We start from the raw sequence: 19272 nt of genomic DNA, 5'->3' as shown, positions 1-19272 counted from the left end.
CCACGCAGCACGTGCTTAACACGCGTCCGGCACATTGGGTGGTGTCGAAAGCGCGGGCGGTTCCGCCGGCCGCGCCGGCACCCAAGTGGCGCCAAGGCTTCCGGAGCGGCTCCCGGACTCCATGGTGACCCTGGACGCGCAGGCCCGGCCCTGACCCGGCCCGCGTCCGCAGGCGAGGACCGCCGTCGTCCCGCCCCCCGGGCTGCGATGCCCCGGGGGTGCGGCGGTCCTCGCCTTTTCCGCTGCCCGCGTCCCTCCGCGTCCCTTCCCCCGGGCGGACCGGACCGGGCGGCTCCGCCCCGGACCGGCCCGCCGCCCGCCCCGGACCTGCTCAGACGGTGCCGGCGCCGTGCGCGGCGAGGAAGCCCAGCAGGTCCTGGCGGCTGACCACGTTGGTCGGCTTGCCCTCGACCAGGACGATGGCCGCGTCCGCGCGCTCCAGCACCGTCATCAGGTCGCCGATCGGCTCGCCGGAGCCGACCTGCGGCAGCGGCGGGCACAGGTGCTTCTCCAGCGGGTCGTCCAGCCCGGCGCGCTTGGCGAACAGGGCGTCCAGCAGCTCGCGTTCGACCACCGAGCCGATCACCTCGGCCGCCATGACGTCGGGGTGCCCGGCGCCGGGCTTGACCACGGGCATCTGCGAGACGCCGTACTCGCGCAGCACCTCGATCGCCTGGCCGACGGTCTCGTCCGGGTGCATGTGCACCAGGTTGGGCAGGCCGCCGTCCTTGCGCGCGAGCACGTCCGCCACCCGCGGCTCGCCCTCGCCCTCGTCGAGGAAGCCGTGCGAGCCCATCCACTCGTCGCTGAAGATCTTCGACAGGTAGCCGCGGCCGCTGTCGGGCAGCAGCACCACGACGACGTCGTCCGGGCCGAGCCCGGCGGCCACCTCCAGGGCCGCGACGACCGCCATCCCGCAGGAGCCGCCGACGAGCAGGCCCTCCTCCCGGGCGAGCCGGCGGGTCATCTGGAAGGAGTCCTTGTCGGAGACCGCCACGATCCCGTCGGCCACCTCGCGGTCGTAGGCGGTCGGCCAGAAGTCCTCGCCGACGCCCTCGACGAGGTACGGGCGCCCGGAGCCGCCGCTGTAGACGGAGCCCTCGGGGTCGGCGCCGATGACCTTCACCCGGCCGCCGCTGGCGTCCTTGAGGTAGCGGCCGGTGCCGGAGATGGTGCCGCCGGTGCCGACGCCGGCCACGAAGTGGGTGATCCGGCCCTCGGTCTGCTCCCACAGCTCGGGGCCGGTCGAGTGGTAGTGCGACAGCGGGTTGTTCGGGTTGCTGTACTGGTCCGGCTTCCAGGCGTTGGGCGTCTCGCGCACCAGGCGGTCGGACACGTTGTAGTACGAGTCCGGGTGGCTGGGGTCCACGGCCGTCGGGCAGACCACGACCTCGGCACCGTAGGCGCGCAGGACGTTGATCTTGTCCGCCGAGACCTTGTCCGGGCAGACGAAGACGCAGTGGTAGCCCTTGCGCTGGGCGACCATCGCCAGGCCGACCCCGGTGTTGCCGGAGGTGGGCTCCACGATGGTGCCGCCGGGGCGCAGTTCGCCGCTCTCCTCCGCGGCTTCGATCATCCGCAGGGCGATCCGGTCCTTGACCGAGCCTCCGGGGTTGAAGTACTCGACCTTCGCCAGGACGGTCGCTCTGATTCCCGCGGTCACGCTGTTGAGCCTCACCAGCGGGGTGTTGCCGACGAGACTGATCATCGAGTCGTGAAACTGCACCGTTGTCTCCGGGTTCTCCGTAATGGTGGCAACAGATTAGAGCCTGGGGGAAACCCGGACGATGCGGTCTGCGCCCCGGCGGGTCAGCGCCGCGCGGGCCGGCGCCGCGATGGGCCGGCACCCCGGTGGGTAGAGAAGCCGCGGAGGCGGCGAAGCCGCGGGGGGCCGCTGCCCGGTCTTCGGCGTGTGGCGGGGTGGCGGGTGCGCGCGGTGCCGCATGGTGGGTACGGACAGTCCAGGGAGGTGGCCGGCTTGATGTCCAGGGCGAGGGTGGCACGGCGGATCGCGACCGCGGCGGCGTTCGGCGGCGGCGGGATCAGCCTGCTGGGCGGGGCCGCGGTCGGGCTGCTGCTGACCGAGGCGCGGCTGGCGAAGCGGGTGGTCGGCGGGTCGGGCGACGTGCCGCCGCGGGCCGACGGCCGGTACGGCTCGGCGTTCGCGCACCGCACCGGCGAGCCGCCGCTGCGGCTGGGCTTCCTGGGCGACTCCACCGCGGCCGGGCAGGGGGTGCGGCGGGCCCGGGAGACGCCCGGGGCGCTGCTCGCCTCGGGGCTGGCGGCGGTGGCCGAGCGCCCGGTGAAGCTGACGAACGTGGCGCTGTCCGGTGCCAAGTCCGACGACCTGGACCGCCAGGTGTCGCTGCTGCTGGACCCGGCGCTGCCGCCGCCGGACGTGGCGGTGCTGATGATCGGCGCGAACGACGTGACGCGCCGGATGCCGCTGTCCACCTCGGTGCGGCTGCTGTCCGACGCGGTGCGGCGGCTGCGCGAGGCCGGTACGGAGGTGGTGGTCGGCACCTGCCCGGACCTGGGGTCGGTGGAGCCGGTCTACCAGCCGCTGCGGTGGCTGGCCCGGCGGGCGAGCCGGCAGCTCGCGGCGGCGCAGACCATCGCGGTGGTGGACCTGGGCGGGCGTACGGTCTCGCTCGGCGATCTGCTGGGCCCGGAGTTCGAGGCGCGGCCGCGCGAGCTGTTCGGGCCGGACAACTTCCATCCGTCCGCGGAGGGTTACGCGACGGCGGCGATGGCGCTCCTGCCCACCCTGTGCGCCTCGCTGGGGCTGTGGCCGGAGGCCGACGAGCGGCCGGACGCGCGGCGCGGCGAGGGCTTCCTGCCGGTCGCGCAGGCGGCGGCGGAGGCCGCGGAGGAGGGCGGTACGGAGGTGACGGCCGCCCGCACCGTGTCCTCCGGCCCGCGCGGGCCGTGGGCGCTGCTGAAACGGCGGCGGCGCCGTCCGGTGGAGCAGGAGCACCCGCAGGAGGAGAGCGGGGCGGCGGCCGGCACCTCGGCGGAGGGTGCGGCCCGGCGCGGCGCGTGAGGGCGCGGCGTGCGGGCAGCGTGAGGGCGGCGTGCGGGCGGGCTGTCGCGGGCGGCGCGCCCGGTGCCGCGCGTCCGCCCAGGGGTTCACCTACTCCTGTAACCTCACCCGGAAACGGTGCCCGTACGCGCTCACTTGAGAGGGCGATCATGCCTGGTGAGCGCGCCGCGAGAGGCTGCCGGGGCACTCGGTCCACAGCTCCCCGACATCCTTTGTGAAACTCTTCACATGAAGTTCCCGCCCGGCGGGTCAACTTTCCGCGCCCCGGGGGGCCGAATCCCCCTGTGCGCAGGGGCCGTCCGCGCTCCCGGGGCGCCGGGCGGCGGGCCGGCCGTACCGGCGCAGCGGCGATCGACGCTGTTCAGCGCCGTGTACAACTACGGGTGGCCACTCCGGACCGGCCGAGGCAGCCTTGCCCCCGTCCATGAAGGCGCGCAGTGTAGCAGGGGGTGTCCATACCCTTGTGAAGGGGCTCACGAGGGGCACCCCGGAGTGTGCTGGATACTCGAAGCATGAGCACCACGGAGCGTCCACGGATCCTCGTAGTAGGCGGCGGTTACGTCGGCCTGTACGCGGCGCGCCGCATCATGAAGAAGATGCGGTACGGCGAGGCGACCGTCACGGTCGTCGACCCGCGCTCGTACATGACGTACCAGCCCTTCCTTCCCGAAACCGCAGCGGGCAGCATCTCCCCGCGGCACGTCGTCGTCCCGCTGCGGCGCGTGCTGCCCGGGGTCGAGGTGCTCACCGGACGGGTCGCCACCATCGACCAGGACCGCAAGGTCGCCTCGGTCGAGCCCCTGGTCGGCGAGGCGTACGAGCTGCCCTTCGACTACCTCGTGATCGCGCTCGGCGCGGTCTCCCGCACCTTCCCGATCCCCGGCCTGGCCGAGAACGGCATCGGGATGAAGGGCGTGGAGGAGGCGATCGGCCTGCGCAACCACGTGCTGGAGCAGCTCGACAAGGCCGACTCCACCACCGACGAGGAGATCCGCCGCAAGGCGCTCACCTTCGTCTTCGTCGGCGGCGGCTTCGCCGGCGCGGAGACGATCGGCGAGGTCGAGGACATGGCCCGCGACGCGGCGAAGTACTACCCGAACGTGAAGCGCGAGGACATGCGCTTCATCCTCGTGGACGCCGCGGACAAGATCCTCCCCGAGGTCGGCCCGCAGCTGGGCAAGTGGGGTCTTGAGCACCTCAAGGAGCGCGGTATCGAGGTCTACCTCGGCACCTCCATGAAGTCCTGCGTCGACAAGCACGTGGTGCTCGCCAACGGGCTCGAGGTCGACGCCTCCACCATCGTGTGGACCGCCGGTGTGAAGCCGAACCCGGTGCTGGCGAAGTTCGGCCTGCCGCTGGGCCCGCGCGGCCACGTGGACACCGCGCCGACCCTCCAGGTGCAGGGCACCGACTACATCTGGGCCGCGGGCGACAACGCCCAGGTGCCGGACCTGTCCAAGGGCGAGGGCGCCTGGTGCCCGCCGAACGCGCAGCACGCGCTGCGCCAGGCCAAGGTGCTCGGTGACAACGTGGTCTCCGGGATGCGCGGCTTCCCGCAGCAGGACTACAAGCACGCCAACAAGGGCGCGGTCGCGGGCCTGGGCCTGCACAAGGGCGTCGCGATGATCGTGTTCGGCAAGACCACGATCAAGCTCAAGGGCCGCCTCGCCTGGTACATGCACCGCGGCTACCACGGCCTGGCCGTGCCGACCTGGAACCGCAAGATCCGGGTCTTCGCCGACTGGACGCTCGGCATGTTCCTCAAGCGCGAGGTCGTCGCGCTCGGCGCCATCGAGAACCCCCGCGAGGAGTTCTACGAGGCCGCGCGGCCGATCCCGGCACCGGCCGCCGAGAAGCGCCCCGAGGGCGCGGAGAAGGTCGCCTCCTAGCAGGGCTCGGCAGGAGCAGCAGCGCGATCCGAAGGGCGCCCGCCATCCGTGGTGCGGGCGCCCTTCGCCGTGCGTTCTGCGCGGTGCGCTCTGCGCCGTGTGCTGTGCGCGGGTGCGCCCTTGGCCGTGCCTGGCCGTGCGCCCTTCGCCGTGCCTGCCGCGTGCCGTGCGCGCGATGACGACACGCAGGTCGGCGGGCATTCCACCCCTTCCGGCCCAACTCCGTGTATCCACAACCTAATTTTCCGCGTCAGGCGCCTCAAGTGCGATTTTCAGTCGTACGCTCAGATCCATGGTTGACGCGGCTCATCGCATCCTCGACATCGCCGAACGCGTTCTCCCCGGACCGTTCCCGCTGCGCGTGCGCGCGTGGGACGGCAGTGAGGCGGGACCGGCCGGCGCACCCGCACTCGTCTTCCGGAAGCGGCGGGCCCTGCGCCGGCTGCTGTGGCGGCCGGGCGAACTCGGTCTGGCCAGAGCGTGGGTGGCCGGCGACCTCGACGTCGACGGCGACCTGTACACCGCGCTCGACACGCTGTCCGGCCTGATCTGGGAGCGCGGCGAGCCGGACCCGGCGGCGCCGCGCGGCCAGGGGGTGCGGCAGATCGCGCTCGCCATGCGCGACCCGGCGACCTACCGGCTGCTGCGCGGTGTGGTCTCCCTGGCCGGGCCCGGGCTGCCGCCGTCCGCGCCGCCGGAGGAGGTGCGCCGCCGCACCGGCCTCGCGCACACCAAGCGGCGCGACAAGGAGGCGATCTCCCACCACTACGACGTGGGCAACGCCTTCTACGAGATCGTGCTCGGCCCGTCCATGGTGTACTCCTGCGCGCTGTGGGGCGACGAGGCGGGCGCCGGGGCCGCCGCCGCGGCGGGCGCGGAGGCCGCCACCGACGAGCGCGTGGCCGCCGCCGCCTCGGTGGCGGGCTCCGCCGCGGAGGGCACCGAGCCGGTGGGCGCCGCCGCGGTCACCCTCGAACAGGCGCAGTACGCCAAACTCGACCTGGTCTGCCGCAAGTTGGGCCTGCGCGAGGGGCAGCGGCTGCTGGACGTCGGCTGCGGCTGGGGCGCCATGGTGCTGCACGCCGCCCGGCACTACGGCGTCCGGGCCACCGGGATCACGCTCTCCGTCGAGCAGGCGGCGTTCGCCCGCAAGCGGATCGCGGCGGCCGGCCTGACCGACCGCATCGAGATCCGGGTGCAGGACTACCGCGACGTCAAGGACGGCCCCTACGACGCGATCTCGTCGATCGGGATGGCCGAGCACGTCGGCAGCGCGCGCTACCTGGAGTACGCGCAGACCCTCTACGCCCTGCTCAAGCCGGGCGGCCGGCTGCTGAACCACCAGATCGCCCGCCGCCCGCTGCGCAGCGAGGAGGAGTACCGGATCGACGAGTTCATCGACCGCTACGTCTTCCCCGACGGCGAGCTCTCCCCGGTGGGCACCACCGTGGGCCGGCTGGAGGAGGCGGGCTTCGAGGTGCGCGACGTGGAGGCCCTGCGCGAGCACTACGGGCGCACCCTGCGCACCTGGGTGGCGAACCTCGAGGCGCACTGGAAGGAGGCGGTCGCCGCGACGAGCGCCGGGCGGGCCCGGGTGTGGCGGCTCTACATGGCCGCGTCCGCGCTCTCCTTCGAGCGCAACCGGATCGGCGTCAACCAGGTGATGGCGGTGCGCACCGACGCGGCGGGCAGGGCCGGCCTGCCCGCCACTCGTTCGGCGTGGATCTCCTGAGGCGGGCCGCGCCGCGGTGACATCCGCGGCGCCGTCCGGCGCCGCTTCCCCCGACCGGGCCCGGGGGCGATCCCCGGGCCCCCGGTTGCGGAGAGCGATTTCACGTCACTTGTGCGTGAGGTCTGATGCTGATGGGAAGGCGTCTGTGGTGCGGCGGGACCACGGGCACCACCCTGACGCCACGTCAGTAACCCCTAAAATAAGACAACATGGCTACTTAGACGCCCTGTTCACGTCCCGCAACCCGGATACGCTTTTGTCTGCGCCCCGCCGGCCCGGATGGTGGAACGCAGACACGGCGAGCTTAAACCTCGCTGCCCTTTGAGGGCGTGCCGGTTCAAGTCCGGCTCCGGGCACCACCTCTCGCTGGCCGATGGACCAGCGAGAAGGGGGCCGGAAACCGGGCATCGACGACCACCGCACTCCCCCACCGCGGGCAGCGGGACCCGTGCGTCAGGCCCCCGTCGTCTCCCTCGCGTACGGGGCCGGTGCGGCGGGCACGGGGGCGGGCTCCCCCTCGCTGAGGCCGATCCGGTCGTGCACCCTGCGCAGGAACCCCGGCGCGTACCAGGCCCAGCCGCCGAGCAGGCGCATCGCGGCGGGGACCAGGACGCCGCGGATGGCGACGGCGTCGACGAGGATGGCCAGCCCGCTGCCGAGGCCGAACATCTGCATGAAGCTGACCTTCGCCGTGCCGAACGCGAAGAAGCTCACCGCGAGCAGACAGGCCGCGGCGGTGACGATCCGCCCGGTGTGCCCCAGGCCGTCGGCCACGGCCGAAGCGGTGTCCGCGCCCTGGTCGTGGAGTTCCTTGATCCGGCTGGTGACGAACACCTCGTAGTCCATCGACAGGCCGAAGACGATGCAGAACATCAGCACCGTCATCGACACCTCCATCGGCTGCGCGGTGAAGCCGAACAGGGAGGACAGGTGTCCGTCCTGGAAGATCCACGTCATCGCGCCGAGGGTCGTCACCAGGGTGACCAGGTTGAGGACCAGGGCGCGCAGCGGCTGCACGACGCTGCCGGTGAACAGGAAGAGCAGCACGAAGGTGGTCAGGGCCACCAGGCCGATGGCCAGCGGCAGATGGCTGCTGATGGCGTGCTTGGCGTCGACCAGTTCGGCGTCCTGCCCGCCGACCAGCGGATGCGTCCCCTCGGGCGGGGTCAGCGCCCGCACCGCACGGACCAGGCGCTGCGCGTCGTCCGACCGCGGCGTCACGGAGGTGACCGCGGTGATCCGCTGCGCGTCGGCCCGGCCGAGGCCGGTGCTGCCGGGGGCAGCCGCCGAGCGCCGCCCGCCGGAGTAGGTCGCCGCGGCCGTCTCGACCCGCGCCACCCCGTCGAGGCGGGACAGCCGCGCCGCATACGCCGCCAGGGGCGCCTGCGCCACCTGCCGGTCGATGACGATCTGCAGGGCGGTGTCGTCGTTGCCGTCGAAGTCCCGCTGCAGCGCCGTGGAGACCTGGCGGCTCTCGGCCCCGGTGGGCAGCACCCGTTCGTCGGGTGTGCCGAAGGAGATGCCCAGCAGCGGGCTCGCCGCGACCAGCAGGACCGCGAGCACGGGCAGCGCGGTGAGCGCAGGCCGCCGCATGACCGCGCGCGCCAGCCGCGCCCACATCGAGGTGCGGGTGACGGCCGGCGCGATCCGCGCCCACGGCAGCCGCCCGCTGTTGACCCGGTGGCCGAGGACGGCGAGCAGCGGCGGCATCACGAACAGCGCGCTGAGGGCCGCGATGGCGACGACCCCGACTCCGGCGTACCCGAACGAGCGCAGGAAGTACTGCGGGAACACCAGGAGCGCCGCGAGCGCGGCGGCCACCGTCGCGGCGGAGAACGCGACGGTGCGGCCGGCGGTGTGCACCGTGCGCCGGACCGCGTCCGGCACGCTCGCCCCGGTGGCGAGCTGCTCCCTGAAGCGGCTGACCATCAGCAGGGAGTAGTCGATACCCAGGCCCAGGCCGAGGGCCGTGGTGAGGTTGGTCGCGGTATCGGCGACGCTGGTGACGCTGCCGAGGAGGAAGAGCAGGGCGAACGAGCCCAGCACGGCGACGAGGGCGATGGCCAGCGGCAGCAGGGCCGCGACCACACTGCCGAAGACGAGCAGGAGCAGCACGAGCGTCAGCGGGATGGCGATGCTCTCGGCGAGGAAGAGGTCGCTCTCCACCTGCTTCGACATGCCGGCGTTCACGGCCGCGGAGCCGCCGGCCCGGACGGTGAGCGTGTGCCCGAAGGTGCCGCTGTAGGTGTCGACGAGGTGGTCGGCGCTCTTCTTCTGCTGCGTCTCGTCGCCCTTGACGTGGGCGGCCACCATCGCCTCGCGGCCGTCCCTCGAGAGCAGTTGGGGGCTGCGGCTGTCCCAGTACGAGACGACGCCGGCGAGCGTCTTCTCCTGCTTCAGGTCGGCCTCCAGTGCCCGGCCGCTGCTCTCCGCCGCGGGGGTGTCGACCCGCCCGCCGCCGGCGGCGGTGACCAGCAGGACGAGGTTGGTCTCACCGCCGAATCTCTGGTCGATCACCTCGCGTGCCCGGGTGGACTGGGAGGAGGGGTCGTCGAACCCGCCGCCCAGCAGCTTGGCGAATGCGCCGCTGCCCGCGGCACCCATGAGGGCCGTCACCACGACGGCGACGACGAGGACCAGCCGGGACCGGCGGATCGCCAGCTCGGCTATGCGTTCGAACACGCGAGATCTCCTTGTTTGGGTACGTGCGGTGAAAAGGCGCGGGAGCGGCCGGGCGCACGGAAGGATCGAGCGGCCGGGCCGGGCGCGGCGAGCGGCGCCGCCGGGCACGCGGGGCCGGCGCGGTGGCCGACGCGGGTCGGGACCCTGCCGCGGCCGTGTGCGGTGTCGACGCCGCACTTCTCCGTCGCCGCGACGACCGTAGAGGACCGGGCGGCGGCTTTGGCAGTGTGAGATTTCCTTGACAGTGTCAGATCGGCGCTCGGTCCGCGCTCGGTCCGCGCGGGGTCCGGGCCTGGTCCGGCCCCGGTCGTCCCGGCGGATCGCCGGGCCGGCTGCGCGGTAGGGTCGCGCCATGCCCGTGGACGACTCATCCGCGCCGGCCCCGCGCTCGCTGCGCGAACGGCGGCGGACCACCGCGGTCCGGGAGATCCTGGCGGCCGCCGAGCAGCAGATCGACCAGCAGGGTCCCGCGGCACTGTCCCTGCGGGCGGTCGCGCGCGGCCTGGGCATGACCGTGCAGGCGCTTTACCACTACTTCCCGAACCGGGACGCCCTGGTCACGGCCCTCATCGCCAAGGAGTACGAGGACCTGGCCGACGCGGTGCAGGCCGCCCTCGACGGCGCGCCCGACCCTGCGGACCTGCCGCGGCTGGTGGTGGCGGCCGAGGGCTACCGCCGCTGGGCGGTGACGCACCCCGAGCGGTTCCAGCTCCTGTTCGGTACACCGCTACGGGGCTACGCGGCTCCCGCCGAAGGCGACACCACCCGGGCGGTGCGCCGGATGGCCACCCTCTTCCACCGCGAGCTGTTCCACGGCTTCAGCCGGGACCGGCTCGCCGCAGCCGACGCCTCGGCGCTGTCCGCGGGGCTGCTGGCGCACCTGGGCGACCTGCCGCCGGTGGGCCCGGGAGAGCTGCCGCCCGCCGCGATCGCCCTGTTCCTCGGCGCGTGGGGGCGCCTGCACGGCATGGTCGTCCTGGAGGTCTTCGGGCATACCTCCTTCATCGGCGACCACCAGGCGGAGGTCTTCCGTGTGACGATGCGCGGCATGCTGGCGGACATCCACCGCCGCATCCCCGCGGACGGGGCCGCCGCGGACGCAGCCGGCCCCTGAACGACCCGCACCGGCGCGGCTCACGGCTGCGCGGAGGCGCGCAGCCGGCCCGCTGAGGCCACCGTCGCCGCCGCTTCGCGCTCGCCCAGGCCGGTGTGGACCGCGGCCGTCACCAGCGCCGGGGCCAGCGCGTCGCCGAGACCGGCGTCGTAGGCGCGGCAGGCCGCCCAGAACAGGCGGCCGTTGCGCTCGCCCTCCTGGGAGTCCAGGACGAAGCGGACGAGGGCCGCGGCGCGCTTCTCGGCCGGGTGGCGCGGGCTGGGCGGCGGCGGGGCCGCCGGCTGGGGTTCGGGGGACGGGGGCGGGTCGGCGAGCAGCAGCAGCGCGGCGGGCGCCGCCGCCAGCGGGTGCTGGGCGGTGCCGGGCTCCAGCAGGTAGTGGCCGGCGACGGTGCGCGAACCGGGCCCGACGACGTAGCCGCCGGCGCCGCGGATGTCGATGCCCGGGGCGAGCCGGCCGGCGGAGTTGGGCACCGGGCCGGGCGCGGTCAGCCACAGGTGGCGGCCGCCGCTCGGGGTGAGCACGGTGACGGTCCGCGGGATCGCGAAGGCGTGCCGCGCGGCGAGGGCGCGCAGGGCGGCCGGGCCGTCCGCGCCGTGCTTGACGTCGAGGTCGAGGCCGATGAGGTGGTGGGGGGCGCGGCCGCACGCGATGCCGTAGCCCGTCGCCCAGGGTGCGAGGGCGAACAGGGCGCGGATGCGGTCGGGGTCGGTGGTGGCGTCGTACACGCCGTGGCCGGGGCGGCCGCACGCGCCGCGGCAGTCGGCGGCGCGGGGCTCGTCGCGGTGCGGGGAGCGGACGGCGGGGAGTTTGGTGCGCGACAGCGGGAAGACCGGCAGCCCGCGCAGGGCGGTCAGCAGCGCCGTGTGCAGGGCGCGGATGTGGTCGGGGCGTGGCATGACCTGCTCCCTGATGCTCGAACGCGTGTTCGTATCCACTCCTCAGTGATACCGCGCCCGGCCCTCGGCGTCCACCTCATACCGGCAGGCGCCGGCGGGTCGTACACCTGTGAGGCCACCGCTGTGGCGCTTACGGCCACCCCGGTGCGGGGGCGGAGCGGGCGGGTATTACGGTCTGCACCGGCGGCATCGTGGGCGCGCACGGGTCACGGGACCGCCGGGGACACCGCACGGGCGGCGCCAGGGGGGCGCGGCCGAGGGTGCGGCCCGGCGGAGTTCCGGCGGCGTACGGTGCGGGGCCCGCGCGGGGAGCGAGGGGTGGGGGCGGATGGACGAGCAGCACACGCAGGGCGCGGACCCGTACCAGGACGGCGGCGAGGAACGGCTCGCGGCCGAGGGCGAGGTGGCGCTGGCCCGGCTGGTCATGGACGGCGGCGGGCTGGCGCACGCCGCGGACCACCTGGGCAACGCGTTCGCCGCGGACCCGCGGCTGCCCGAGGCGCACGAGGCGCTCACCGAGCTGGCCCGGCACGCGGGCGGACCGGCCGCGGCGCTGGAACTCTTCCCGGCGGACCGGCCGTTCGTCGGCGCGGCGGTCTGCCGGGCGCACCTGCTGGCCGCCTGCGGGGAGTGGGGCGAGGCGCTGCTGCTGATCGCGAAGGCGATCCGGGCCCGCCACGACCGGCCCTGGTCGCACGTCGCCTGGCTCACCCAGGACGCGCTGCCGGGGCGGCTGTCGCCGGATCAGGTGACGCAGGCGCTCGCGCACATGGTGACGGCGCTGCCCGACCCGCTGGACGCGGCCGGCCGGGAGGCGGTGCGGCCCTTCCACGAACTGGTCGCGGCCGTGGTCGCGCGCCACCCCGGCGACGCGCGGCTGGCCGCGATCGGCTCGGCGCTGGCCCGCCGGGTCGGGGACACCGGCCAGGCGGTGCGCTGGGCCGCCCAGGCGCACCGGCTCCAGCCGGACCACATCCCGAGCATCATGCTCGGCTACGCGCTGCGGGCGGCCGGGCGGCCCGACGACGCGCTGCGGGTGTGGTGCGCGGAGATCGCCCGGGACGCCTCCGACGTGTCCTTGATGGTCGACATCGCCGAGCTGTACGCGTCCACCGGGCGCGCCGCGCAGGGCCTGCCCTGGGCCGAACGGGCGGCCGCCGCGGGCCCGGACGACCCGCAGACCGCCCCGGCGCTGCTGGGGGTGCGCTACGCCGCCGACCGCGACCCCGCCCACCTGCTGGCCCTCGCCGACCTCCTGCGCACGCGGCCCGAGCACTCCTACGCGGCGACCGTGCTGGCCCGGCACAGCGAGGGGCAGCCGTGGCTCGGCGCGGTCGCGGACGCCACCGAGGCGACCGTCGACGTGCTGCACCAACTGCTGCGCAGCCCCGACGCGGAGGGGGCCAGGACCCGCCAGGTGCGGCTGGCCTCCTCGGCGGTCGAGCCGCCGAGCGCGGTGCTGGCCTTCCTGATGTCCTTCCCCTACGGCGAGGTGGTGCAGCGCGCGGCGGGCGAGCCGGACCCGCGCGAACCGGTCGGCGCGGTCGGCCGCACCCTGTGGGCGTACGACGGGCTGGTGGCCCGCCCGGCGGTGCCCGCGCCGTCGGCGGAGGCCGCCCGGCTGGTGCGGGACACCGCGGTGGTGTCCTGGCCGCACATCCCGGCCGCCTACGACCACGGGGTGCGGCTGTCCGGGCTGCCGCTCGCGGACCTGCTGGGCGTGATGGTCCACCCGCCCGAGCCGCGCGAGGACGCGCAGGGCCGCCGGCTGCGCGCGTACCGGCCCGAGCTGTGGGTGCGCGCGGTGCAGACGTCCGCGTGCCTGGGGCTCGCCCACCACCGGGCCGACGAGCCGTGGCCGGGCTCGGAGCGCCGCTCGGTGCTGCTGGACCTGCTCGGCGGCCCGGAGGACTGGCTCGCCGAGGCGGCGGCGTTCGCGATGGTGGCGACCGCCTGGGTCGACCCGGCGGTGCGCGAGGACGTCGGGCTGCGGGTCACCGAGCGGATGCTCGCGGCGGCCAAGGCGCACCGCACCCGCGAGGTGACGGTGCTGGGCTCGCTCTGCCGACTGGTGCTGCTGTGCCCGTGGCTGGACCCGACGTACACCGACCTGGCGCGCGACCTGCTCACCGCGATCGGGCAGGGCGACGACGACGGTGGCGCCGTCGTCGGCCGTGCGGGCGGCCCGCCGAACGGCGCGGCTTCGGCGGCGGGCCCCGAGGAGGCGGCCCCGCGGCCGCGGCCCAGCACCCGCCGGCGCCTGCCCTGGCGGTGGCGCCGCCGCTGAGCACCACCGCTGAGCACCACCGCTGAGCAGCACCGCCGTGCGGCCCCCATGGCGTCCGCTTAGCCTGGGGGCAGCCGCACCGCGCGGCAGCGGAGGACCGTGATGAAGAGCAGCAACCCCGTGCTGACCGGCCGCGGCTTCACCGAGGGCGGCGGCGCGGCCGCGCAGCCGCGGGACCTGACGGCGGACCAGTTGGAGGCGGCCTACGCCCGCCCGGCCGCCGGGCCCGCGCGCACCGGCCGGATGACGACGGGCGACGTCGTCTCCCGTACCTCCGTGACGCTCGGCGCCGTCGTGGCCGGTGTGCTGGCCGGCTGGTTCGCGCTGCCCGAGCGGTACGGCCTGGCGGTCGGCGCCGCACTCGTCGCGTTCGTCCTCGCCATGGTGCAGAGCTTCAAACGGTCCCCGTCGCCCGTCCTCATCGTCGGCTACGCCCTCTTCGAAGGCGTCTTCCTCGGCGTGCTCAGCCGCACCTACAACGAGCAGTGGCAGGGCGCGCCGGTGCAGGCGGTGCTCGGCACCGCGGCGGTCTTCTGCGGGATGCTGGTGGCGTACCGGACCCGGCTGGTCCGGGTGACCGCCCGCTACCGCAGGATCGGGATGGCCGTCGCCGTCGCCTTCCTGATCGCGATCGTGGTGAACCTGCTCTTCTCCGCCTTCGGCGGCGGCGACACGCTGGGCATCCGCACCGGGGGGCTCGGCATCGCCTTCTGCGTGCTGGGCATCCTGCTGGGCGCCTTCTTCCTGTCGCTGGACTTCCAGCAGGTCGAGGAGGGCGTCCGCCGCGGGGTGCCCCGGCAGCACGCCTGGCTGGCCGCGTTCGGGCTGACCTTGTCCCTGGTGTGGATCTACCTCGAACTCCTGCGCCTGGTCTCCTTGCTGCGCGACTGACGCCGCAGCGACCGGGCGCCCGGGCCGGTCCGCTTCGGAACCGGTCCGCTCCCGGGCCGGGCTCCTAGCCGAGGTTGCGGCGGGCGCGGCGCAGGTCGAACTCGTGGACCAGGGCCTTGGCGTGGCCGTAGGACAGGGCGTGCTCGCCGCGCAGCCAGCTCACCCGTTCGTCGAAGCGCAGCAGGGAGGGGCCGTCGGCGAGGGTGCGCAGCCAGTCGCCGACCTCGCGGCCGGTGCACTGCGGGATGTGGTCGAGCAGGTTCCGGTGGGTTTCCTCGGAGAAGTGCGTCAGGTACATAGCGCCTCCGGTCGGGGTTCCGGTCACCCCACCGTGCCGCAGCGGCGGGGCGTTGACAACCGTCCGGGACGAGCGGATGCGGCGGGTAGGGTCGCGGGCATGTCCGATCGCACCGCGCTGTCCGCCGCCGTCGACCGCCTCGCCGGGCGGCTGCGGTCGCTGCCGCAACGCAAGCTCCAGGGCGGAGCCGCCGCGCAGGGGCTGGAGTTGGCCCGCTGGCTGGCCGCGCAGGCCGAGGCGCTGGAGTTCCCCGACCGGGAGCCGCACCTCATGCCGAACGACGGGATGTTCGTGGTGGGCGACCAACTCGCGGTGGCCGGCCATGAGTTGGCGGCGGCGCTGGACGCGGTCGGGCCCGAGCGGGCGGCGGCGGTCACCGCGGAGGCGCGGGAGAAGGTGGCGGCGGCCGCGCGCCGGATCGGCTGAGCCCCGCGCCCGGCGGCCCTACCCGGTCCGGCCGGCGGGCGTCAGAGCGAGGCGACGACGCGGTCGGCCAGGACGTACACGGCCTGGTCGTCGCCGTAGGCGAAGGTGAGGGCGTAGGCGCCGGCTATCGCGGAGCCGCCGCGCAGCACCGGGGTGTCGCCGCGGTCGAGGGCCTCGGAGAGCTTCAGGGCGGTCTCGCGGTGGCCGGGGGTCATGCACAGCGTGGTGCCGTCGGCGAAGACGTAGACGTCGAGGGTGCCGAGCGGGCCGGGGCGGACGTCGGACAGCGGGATACGGCCGTCGGCGAGGTCGGAGAGGCGGTCCGCGGTCTGGTCCGGCGAGGCGACCACCGGGGAGGGCGCGAAGTCCGGGCCGGAGGGGTGCGGGATGGCGCCGGGCGCCGGGCGCACGGCCTCGGGGGCGTCCGCGGCCTCGGCGTCGGCGGCCGCGTCGGCCACCGCGTCGAGGGCAGCCTCGTAGGCCACCGGGTCCGGGCCGCCGGGCTCGATCCCGGCGAAGTCGGACTGGCGCGGCAGGTAGGGCAGCACCGGCGGGACCTCGTAGTCGCGCGGTGCGGCCGGGTCGCCGGACGCGCCGTAGGGGCCGCGCGGCAGGACGCTGTCGCCGGCGCTGTCCCGGGCCTCCTGCTCGGCCCAGAAGGCGCGCGCCTCGGCGAGTTCGCGCTCCCGCTCGTCGGCGAGCGCCTCGGCGACGGCGGTGCGGATGTCCCGCGTGCTGTCGCGGGGGGCCGGGACGCTCAGCCCGGCCAGCTCGCGCCGCAGGGCGGACAGCTCCCGGCGCGTACCGCGGGCGGTGAGCAGGGCTGCGGCACCCGCGGCCGCGGCGAGCCCCGCGGCAACCAGCAGGACGGTGAAGTTCACATTCACTGAGCTACTCCCGACTGATGCGACCCGAGCAATGCCCACCGGGGAGGCGGGCGAAACTTCCCTCTCCCTCACTCTGCCGGTAAACCCCTGGCCTTTGCAGTGCGGAACGTCATGGATTGACCGGTTCTGCCCGCCCGCCCGTTCCCGACACACCATCGGTGACCAGGTGAAATGCCAACGCCCCCGGGAAAATCACGTCCCGGGGGCAATTTGGTTGCGACTTATATCACACTGTGTACCCAAGGAAGCCGTTTCGTCGCGCACGGTCACAACGCGCAGCTCGGCGGCCGCCCCTCACCTCAGCTGAGCCGCTCGATCACCATCGCCATGCCCTGGCCGCCGCCGACGCACATCGTCTCCAGGCCGAACTGCTTGTCGTGGAACTGGAGGCTGTTGAGCAGCGTGCCGGTGATCCGGGCGCCGGTCATGCCGAAGGGGTGGCCGACCGCGATCGCGCCGCCGTTGACGTTCAGCCGGTCCAGGTCGATGCCCAGGTCGCGGTAGGAGGGGATGACCTGGGCGGCGAACGCCTCGTTGATCTCCACCAGGTCGATGTCGCCGATGGACATGCCCGCCCGCCTCAGCGCCTGCTTGGACGCCTCCACCGGGCCGTACCCCATGATCTCCGGGGAGAGCCCGGAGACGCCGGTGGAGACCACCCGGGCCAGCGGGGTGATGCCGAGCTCGCGCGCCTTGGTGTCGGACATGACCACCAGGGCGGCGGCGCCGTCGTTGAGCGGGCAGCAGTTCCCGGCGGTGACGGTGCCGTCGGGGCGGAAGACCGGCTTCAGGCCCGCCACGCCCTCCATGGTGACCCCCGCGCGCGGTCCGTCGTCCTTGGCGACCACGGTGCCGTCCGGGAGCGTCACAGGGGTGATCTCGCGCTCCCAGAAGCCGTTCGCGAGCGCCTGCTCGGCGAGGTTCTGCGAGCGCACGCCGAACTCGTCCTGCTCCTGGCGGCTGACGCCCTTGAGCGCCGCGAGGTTCTCGGCGGTCTGGCCCATCGCGATGTACGCGTCCGGGACCGCGCCGTCCTCCCGCGGGTCGTGCCAGTGGCCGCCGCCCTCCTCGGCCCGCTTGTCCGTACGCGCCCGCGCCTCGTCGAAGAGCGGGTTCATCGTGTCCGGCAGGGTGTCGGAGTTGCCCTTGGTGAACCGCGAGACCATCTCCACGCCCGCCGAGACGAAGACGTCGCCCTCGCCCGCCTTGATGGCGTGCAGCGCCATCCGCGTGGTCTGGAGCGAGGAGGAGCAGTAGCGGGTGACCGTACAGCCCGGCAGGTGGTCCATGCCCAGCCGCACCGCCACGATCCGGGCCATGTTGAAGCCCTGTTCGCCGCCGGGCAGGCCGCAGCCGAGCATCAGGTCCTCGATGTCCCGCGGGTCGAGCTGGGGCACCTTCTCCAGCGCGGTCCTGATGATCGTGGCGGCCAGGTCGTCCGGGCGCAGCTCCTTGAGCGAGCCCTTGAAGGCGCGCCCGATGGGCGAGCGGGCGGCTGAGACGATGACGGCTTCGGGCATCGCGACACTCCTCTTCGAGGCGGCGGGACTGCTGAAGTTACCCGTACGTAGCGCAGCCAGTCACCAGCCGCCCGCTGTGATGCGGAATACTTTCCGAGCGCTTGCTTACCCCGCTGCGGCGAAACCGATCCCGTCGAGGATGTCGTGTTCGCTCACCACGACCTCCTTCGCGCCCGTGCGCTCCATGATGCGCAGCAGGATCAGCGCGCCCGAGGCGATCACGTCGACCCGGCCCTCGTGCAGCGAGGGGATCGCGGCGCGCTCGGCGTGGGTGGCGGCCAGCAGGCGGGCGGTGATCTCGCGGACCTGCTCGATCCCGACCCGGGAGTGGTGGATCGCGGCCGGGTCGTAGCCGGGCAGGTCCTGGGCGATCGCGGAGATCGAGGTGACCGAGCCGGCCAGGCCCACCAGGGTGCGGGCACGGTCCAGGGGCACCGCGGCGGCCGCCTGGTCGAGCGCCGCGTCGATGTCGGCGGTGACCTCGGCGACCTGCTGCGGGGTCGGCGGGTCCGCGACCACGCCGCCGGACACCAGGTGCCGCTCGGTCAGCCGTACGCAGCCGATGTCCACCGAGCGGGCGGCGGTCACCTCGCGCTCGCCGAGCACGAACTCGGTGGAGCCGCCGCCGATGTCCACCACCAGGTACGGCGGCTGCGGGCCGCCGGAGCCGGTCAGCTCCCGGGTGGCGCCGGTGAAGGAGTACTCCGCCTCCTGGGCGCCGGAGATCACCTGGGGGCGCACCCCGAGGATCGAGAGCACCCCGGCGGTGAACTCGTCGCGGTTCTCCGCGTCACGCGACGCGGAGGTGGCCACGAAGCGGACCCGCTCCGGCGGCACCCCGTGCCCGGCGATCACCTCGGCGTACTCCCGGCAGGCGGCGAAGGTCCGCTCCAGCGCCTCCGGCGCGAGCCGGCCGGTGCGGTCCACGCCCTGGCCGAGCCGGACGATCCGCATCCGCCGGTCCAGGTCGGTCAAAGCGCCGGTGGCCGGGTCGATGTCGGCGACCAGCAGCCTGATCGAGTTCGTGCCGCAGTCCACGGCGGCCACCCGTACGGTCACTGCGCGGCCCCTTCCCCGGCGGCGGGCGCGGCGGCCGTGCCCGCGGTGCACGAGCCCCTGGCCCACCACTCCGGCAGCATCGCCAGCGTCTCGTCGCCGAGCGGATTGACGCCCGGGCCCGCGGCCAGCGAGTGGGCGGCGAGCACGTGCAGGCACTTGACGCGGTCGGGCATGCCGCCCGCGCTGGGGAAGCCCGGCAGCACCTCGATGGCGTCGCGGCGGGCGAGGTAGTCCTCGTGGGCGGCGCGGTAGCCCGCGGCCAGCTCCTCGTCCTCGGCCAGCCGGGCGGTCATCCGCTTCATGACGCCGTCCGCCTCCAGGGTGCCGATCGCGGAGGCCGCGCGCGGGCAGGTGAGGTAGTACGTCGTCGGGAAGGGGCTGCCGTCCGGAAGCCGGGGCGCCGTCTCCACGACGTCCGGGTTGCCGCAGGGGCATCGGTGCGCGACGGCGCGCAGCCCGCGCGGCTCGCGGCCGAGCTGCGCGCGGACGGCCTCGACATCGGCCTCGGTGGGCGGGGTGTGTTCCGGGGTGGTGTCCATGAACCG

The 19272-nt window shown here is 74.5% G+C and carries 15 protein-coding genes and 1 tRNA gene; 8 read left to right on the top strand and 8 right to left on the bottom strand.

Annotated elements, in window-relative coordinates:
- Positions 1-331: 331 nt before the first annotated feature.
- Positions 332-1726, bottom strand: coding sequence for a cystathionine beta-synthase (locus tag WA788_RS02810; protein WP_335971102.1), 1395 nt, complete (start codon positions 1724-1726; stop codon positions 332-334).
- A gap of 255 nt (positions 1727-1981) precedes the next feature.
- On the opposite strand from WA788_RS02810, the gene WA788_RS02805 reads away from it, so the two are divergent.
- The 4 genes from WA788_RS02805 to WA788_RS02790 all read left to right on the top strand — a co-directional run bounded on the left by WA788_RS02805 (position 1982) and on the right by WA788_RS02790 (position 7023).
- A complete protein-coding gene (locus tag WA788_RS02805) occupies positions 1982-3043 on the top strand; it encodes an SGNH/GDSL hydrolase family protein (RefSeq protein ID WP_335971100.1) in 1062 nt (353 codons plus the stop codon).
- 512 nt (positions 3044-3555) lie between these two features.
- Positions 3556-4932 (top strand): NAD(P)/FAD-dependent oxidoreductase, encoded by a 1377-nt coding sequence (locus WA788_RS02800; protein ID WP_335971098.1) that lies wholly within the window; start codon positions 3556-3558, stop codon positions 4930-4932.
- 292 nt (positions 4933-5224) lie between these two features.
- Entirely contained in the window at positions 5225-6664 is a 1440-nt protein-coding gene (locus WA788_RS02795; RefSeq protein ID WP_335971097.1) for a cyclopropane-fatty-acyl-phospholipid synthase family protein, read from the top strand.
- A gap of 273 nt (positions 6665-6937) precedes the next feature.
- Positions 6938-7023: transfer RNA gene (locus WA788_RS02790), tRNA-Leu, on the top strand.
- 94 nt (positions 7024-7117) lie between these two features.
- On the opposite strand, the gene WA788_RS02785 is transcribed toward WA788_RS02790, so the two are convergent.
- Positions 7118-9346, bottom strand: a complete 2229-nt coding sequence (locus tag WA788_RS02785) for an MMPL family transporter (RefSeq protein WP_335971094.1) — start codon at positions 9344-9346, stop codon at positions 7118-7120.
- Between the two features lie 352 nt (positions 9347-9698).
- On the opposite strand from WA788_RS02785, the gene WA788_RS02780 reads away from it, so the two are divergent.
- A complete protein-coding gene (locus WA788_RS02780) occupies positions 9699-10460 on the top strand; it encodes a TetR/AcrR family transcriptional regulator (protein ID WP_335971093.1) in 762 nt (253 codons plus the stop codon).
- 20 nt (positions 10461-10480) lie between these two features.
- Here WA788_RS02780 and WA788_RS02775 read toward each other — a convergent pair whose 3' ends face one another.
- Entirely contained in the window at positions 10481-11359 is an 879-nt protein-coding gene (locus tag WA788_RS02775) for a bifunctional DNA primase/polymerase (RefSeq protein ID WP_335971092.1), read from the bottom strand.
- Between the two features lie 328 nt (positions 11360-11687).
- Between WA788_RS02775 and WA788_RS02770 the strand changes: the two genes are divergently transcribed.
- Both WA788_RS02770 and WA788_RS02765 read left to right on the top strand, forming a co-directional pair.
- On the top strand, positions 11688-13646 hold the full coding sequence (locus WA788_RS02770; RefSeq protein ID WP_335971091.1) for a hypothetical protein: 1959 nt from the start codon (positions 11688-11690) through the stop codon (positions 13644-13646).
- Between the two features lie 102 nt (positions 13647-13748).
- On the top strand, positions 13749-14537 hold the full coding sequence (locus tag WA788_RS02765; protein WP_335971090.1) for a Bax inhibitor-1/YccA family protein: 789 nt from the start codon (positions 13749-13751) through the stop codon (positions 14535-14537).
- Positions 14538-14601: 64 nt separating this feature from the next.
- On the opposite strand, the gene WA788_RS02760 is transcribed toward WA788_RS02765, so the two are convergent.
- Positions 14602-14835 (bottom strand): DUF4287 domain-containing protein, encoded by a 234-nt coding sequence (locus tag WA788_RS02760; RefSeq protein ID WP_335971089.1) that lies wholly within the window; start codon positions 14833-14835, stop codon positions 14602-14604.
- A 99-nt stretch (positions 14836-14934) separates the two neighbouring features.
- Between WA788_RS02760 and WA788_RS02755 the strand changes: the two genes are divergently transcribed.
- Positions 14935-15261 (top strand): hypothetical protein, encoded by a 327-nt coding sequence (locus tag WA788_RS02755; protein ID WP_335971088.1) that lies wholly within the window; start codon positions 14935-14937, stop codon positions 15259-15261.
- A gap of 41 nt (positions 15262-15302) precedes the next feature.
- Here the strand turns inward: WA788_RS02755 and WA788_RS02750 are convergent, their stop codons facing one another.
- The 4 genes from WA788_RS02750 to WA788_RS02735 form a co-directional block, all read right to left on the bottom strand.
- The gene (locus tag WA788_RS02750) at positions 15303-16148 is read right to left on the bottom strand and encodes a hypothetical protein (protein ID WP_335971086.1); all 846 of its coding nucleotides are present in this window, start codon (positions 16146-16148) and stop codon (positions 15303-15305) included.
- A 299-nt stretch (positions 16149-16447) separates the two neighbouring features.
- Positions 16448-17668 (bottom strand): acetyl-CoA C-acetyltransferase, encoded by a 1221-nt coding sequence (locus WA788_RS02745; RefSeq protein WP_335971084.1) that lies wholly within the window; start codon positions 17666-17668, stop codon positions 16448-16450.
- A gap of 105 nt (positions 17669-17773) precedes the next feature.
- Positions 17774-18727, bottom strand: coding sequence for a Ppx/GppA phosphatase family protein (locus WA788_RS02740; protein ID WP_335971082.1), 954 nt, complete (start codon positions 18725-18727; stop codon positions 17774-17776).
- Positions 18724-19266 carry a DUF501 domain-containing protein gene (locus WA788_RS02735; protein WP_335971080.1) on the bottom strand — a complete coding sequence of 181 codons (543 nt, stop codon included), beginning with the start codon at positions 19264-19266 and terminating at the stop codon, positions 18724-18726. The genes WA788_RS02740 and WA788_RS02735 overlap by 4 nt, the downstream gene beginning before the upstream one ends.
- Positions 19267-19272: the final 6 nt, after the last annotated feature.

Origin of the sequence: Streptomyces sp. CA2R106 (assembly GCF_037034245.1) — a bacterium.
Classification (GTDB): Bacteria; Actinomycetota; Actinomycetes; order Streptomycetales; family Streptomycetaceae; genus Actinacidiphila.
This window is presented reverse-complemented; position numbering and strand designations above follow the sequence as displayed.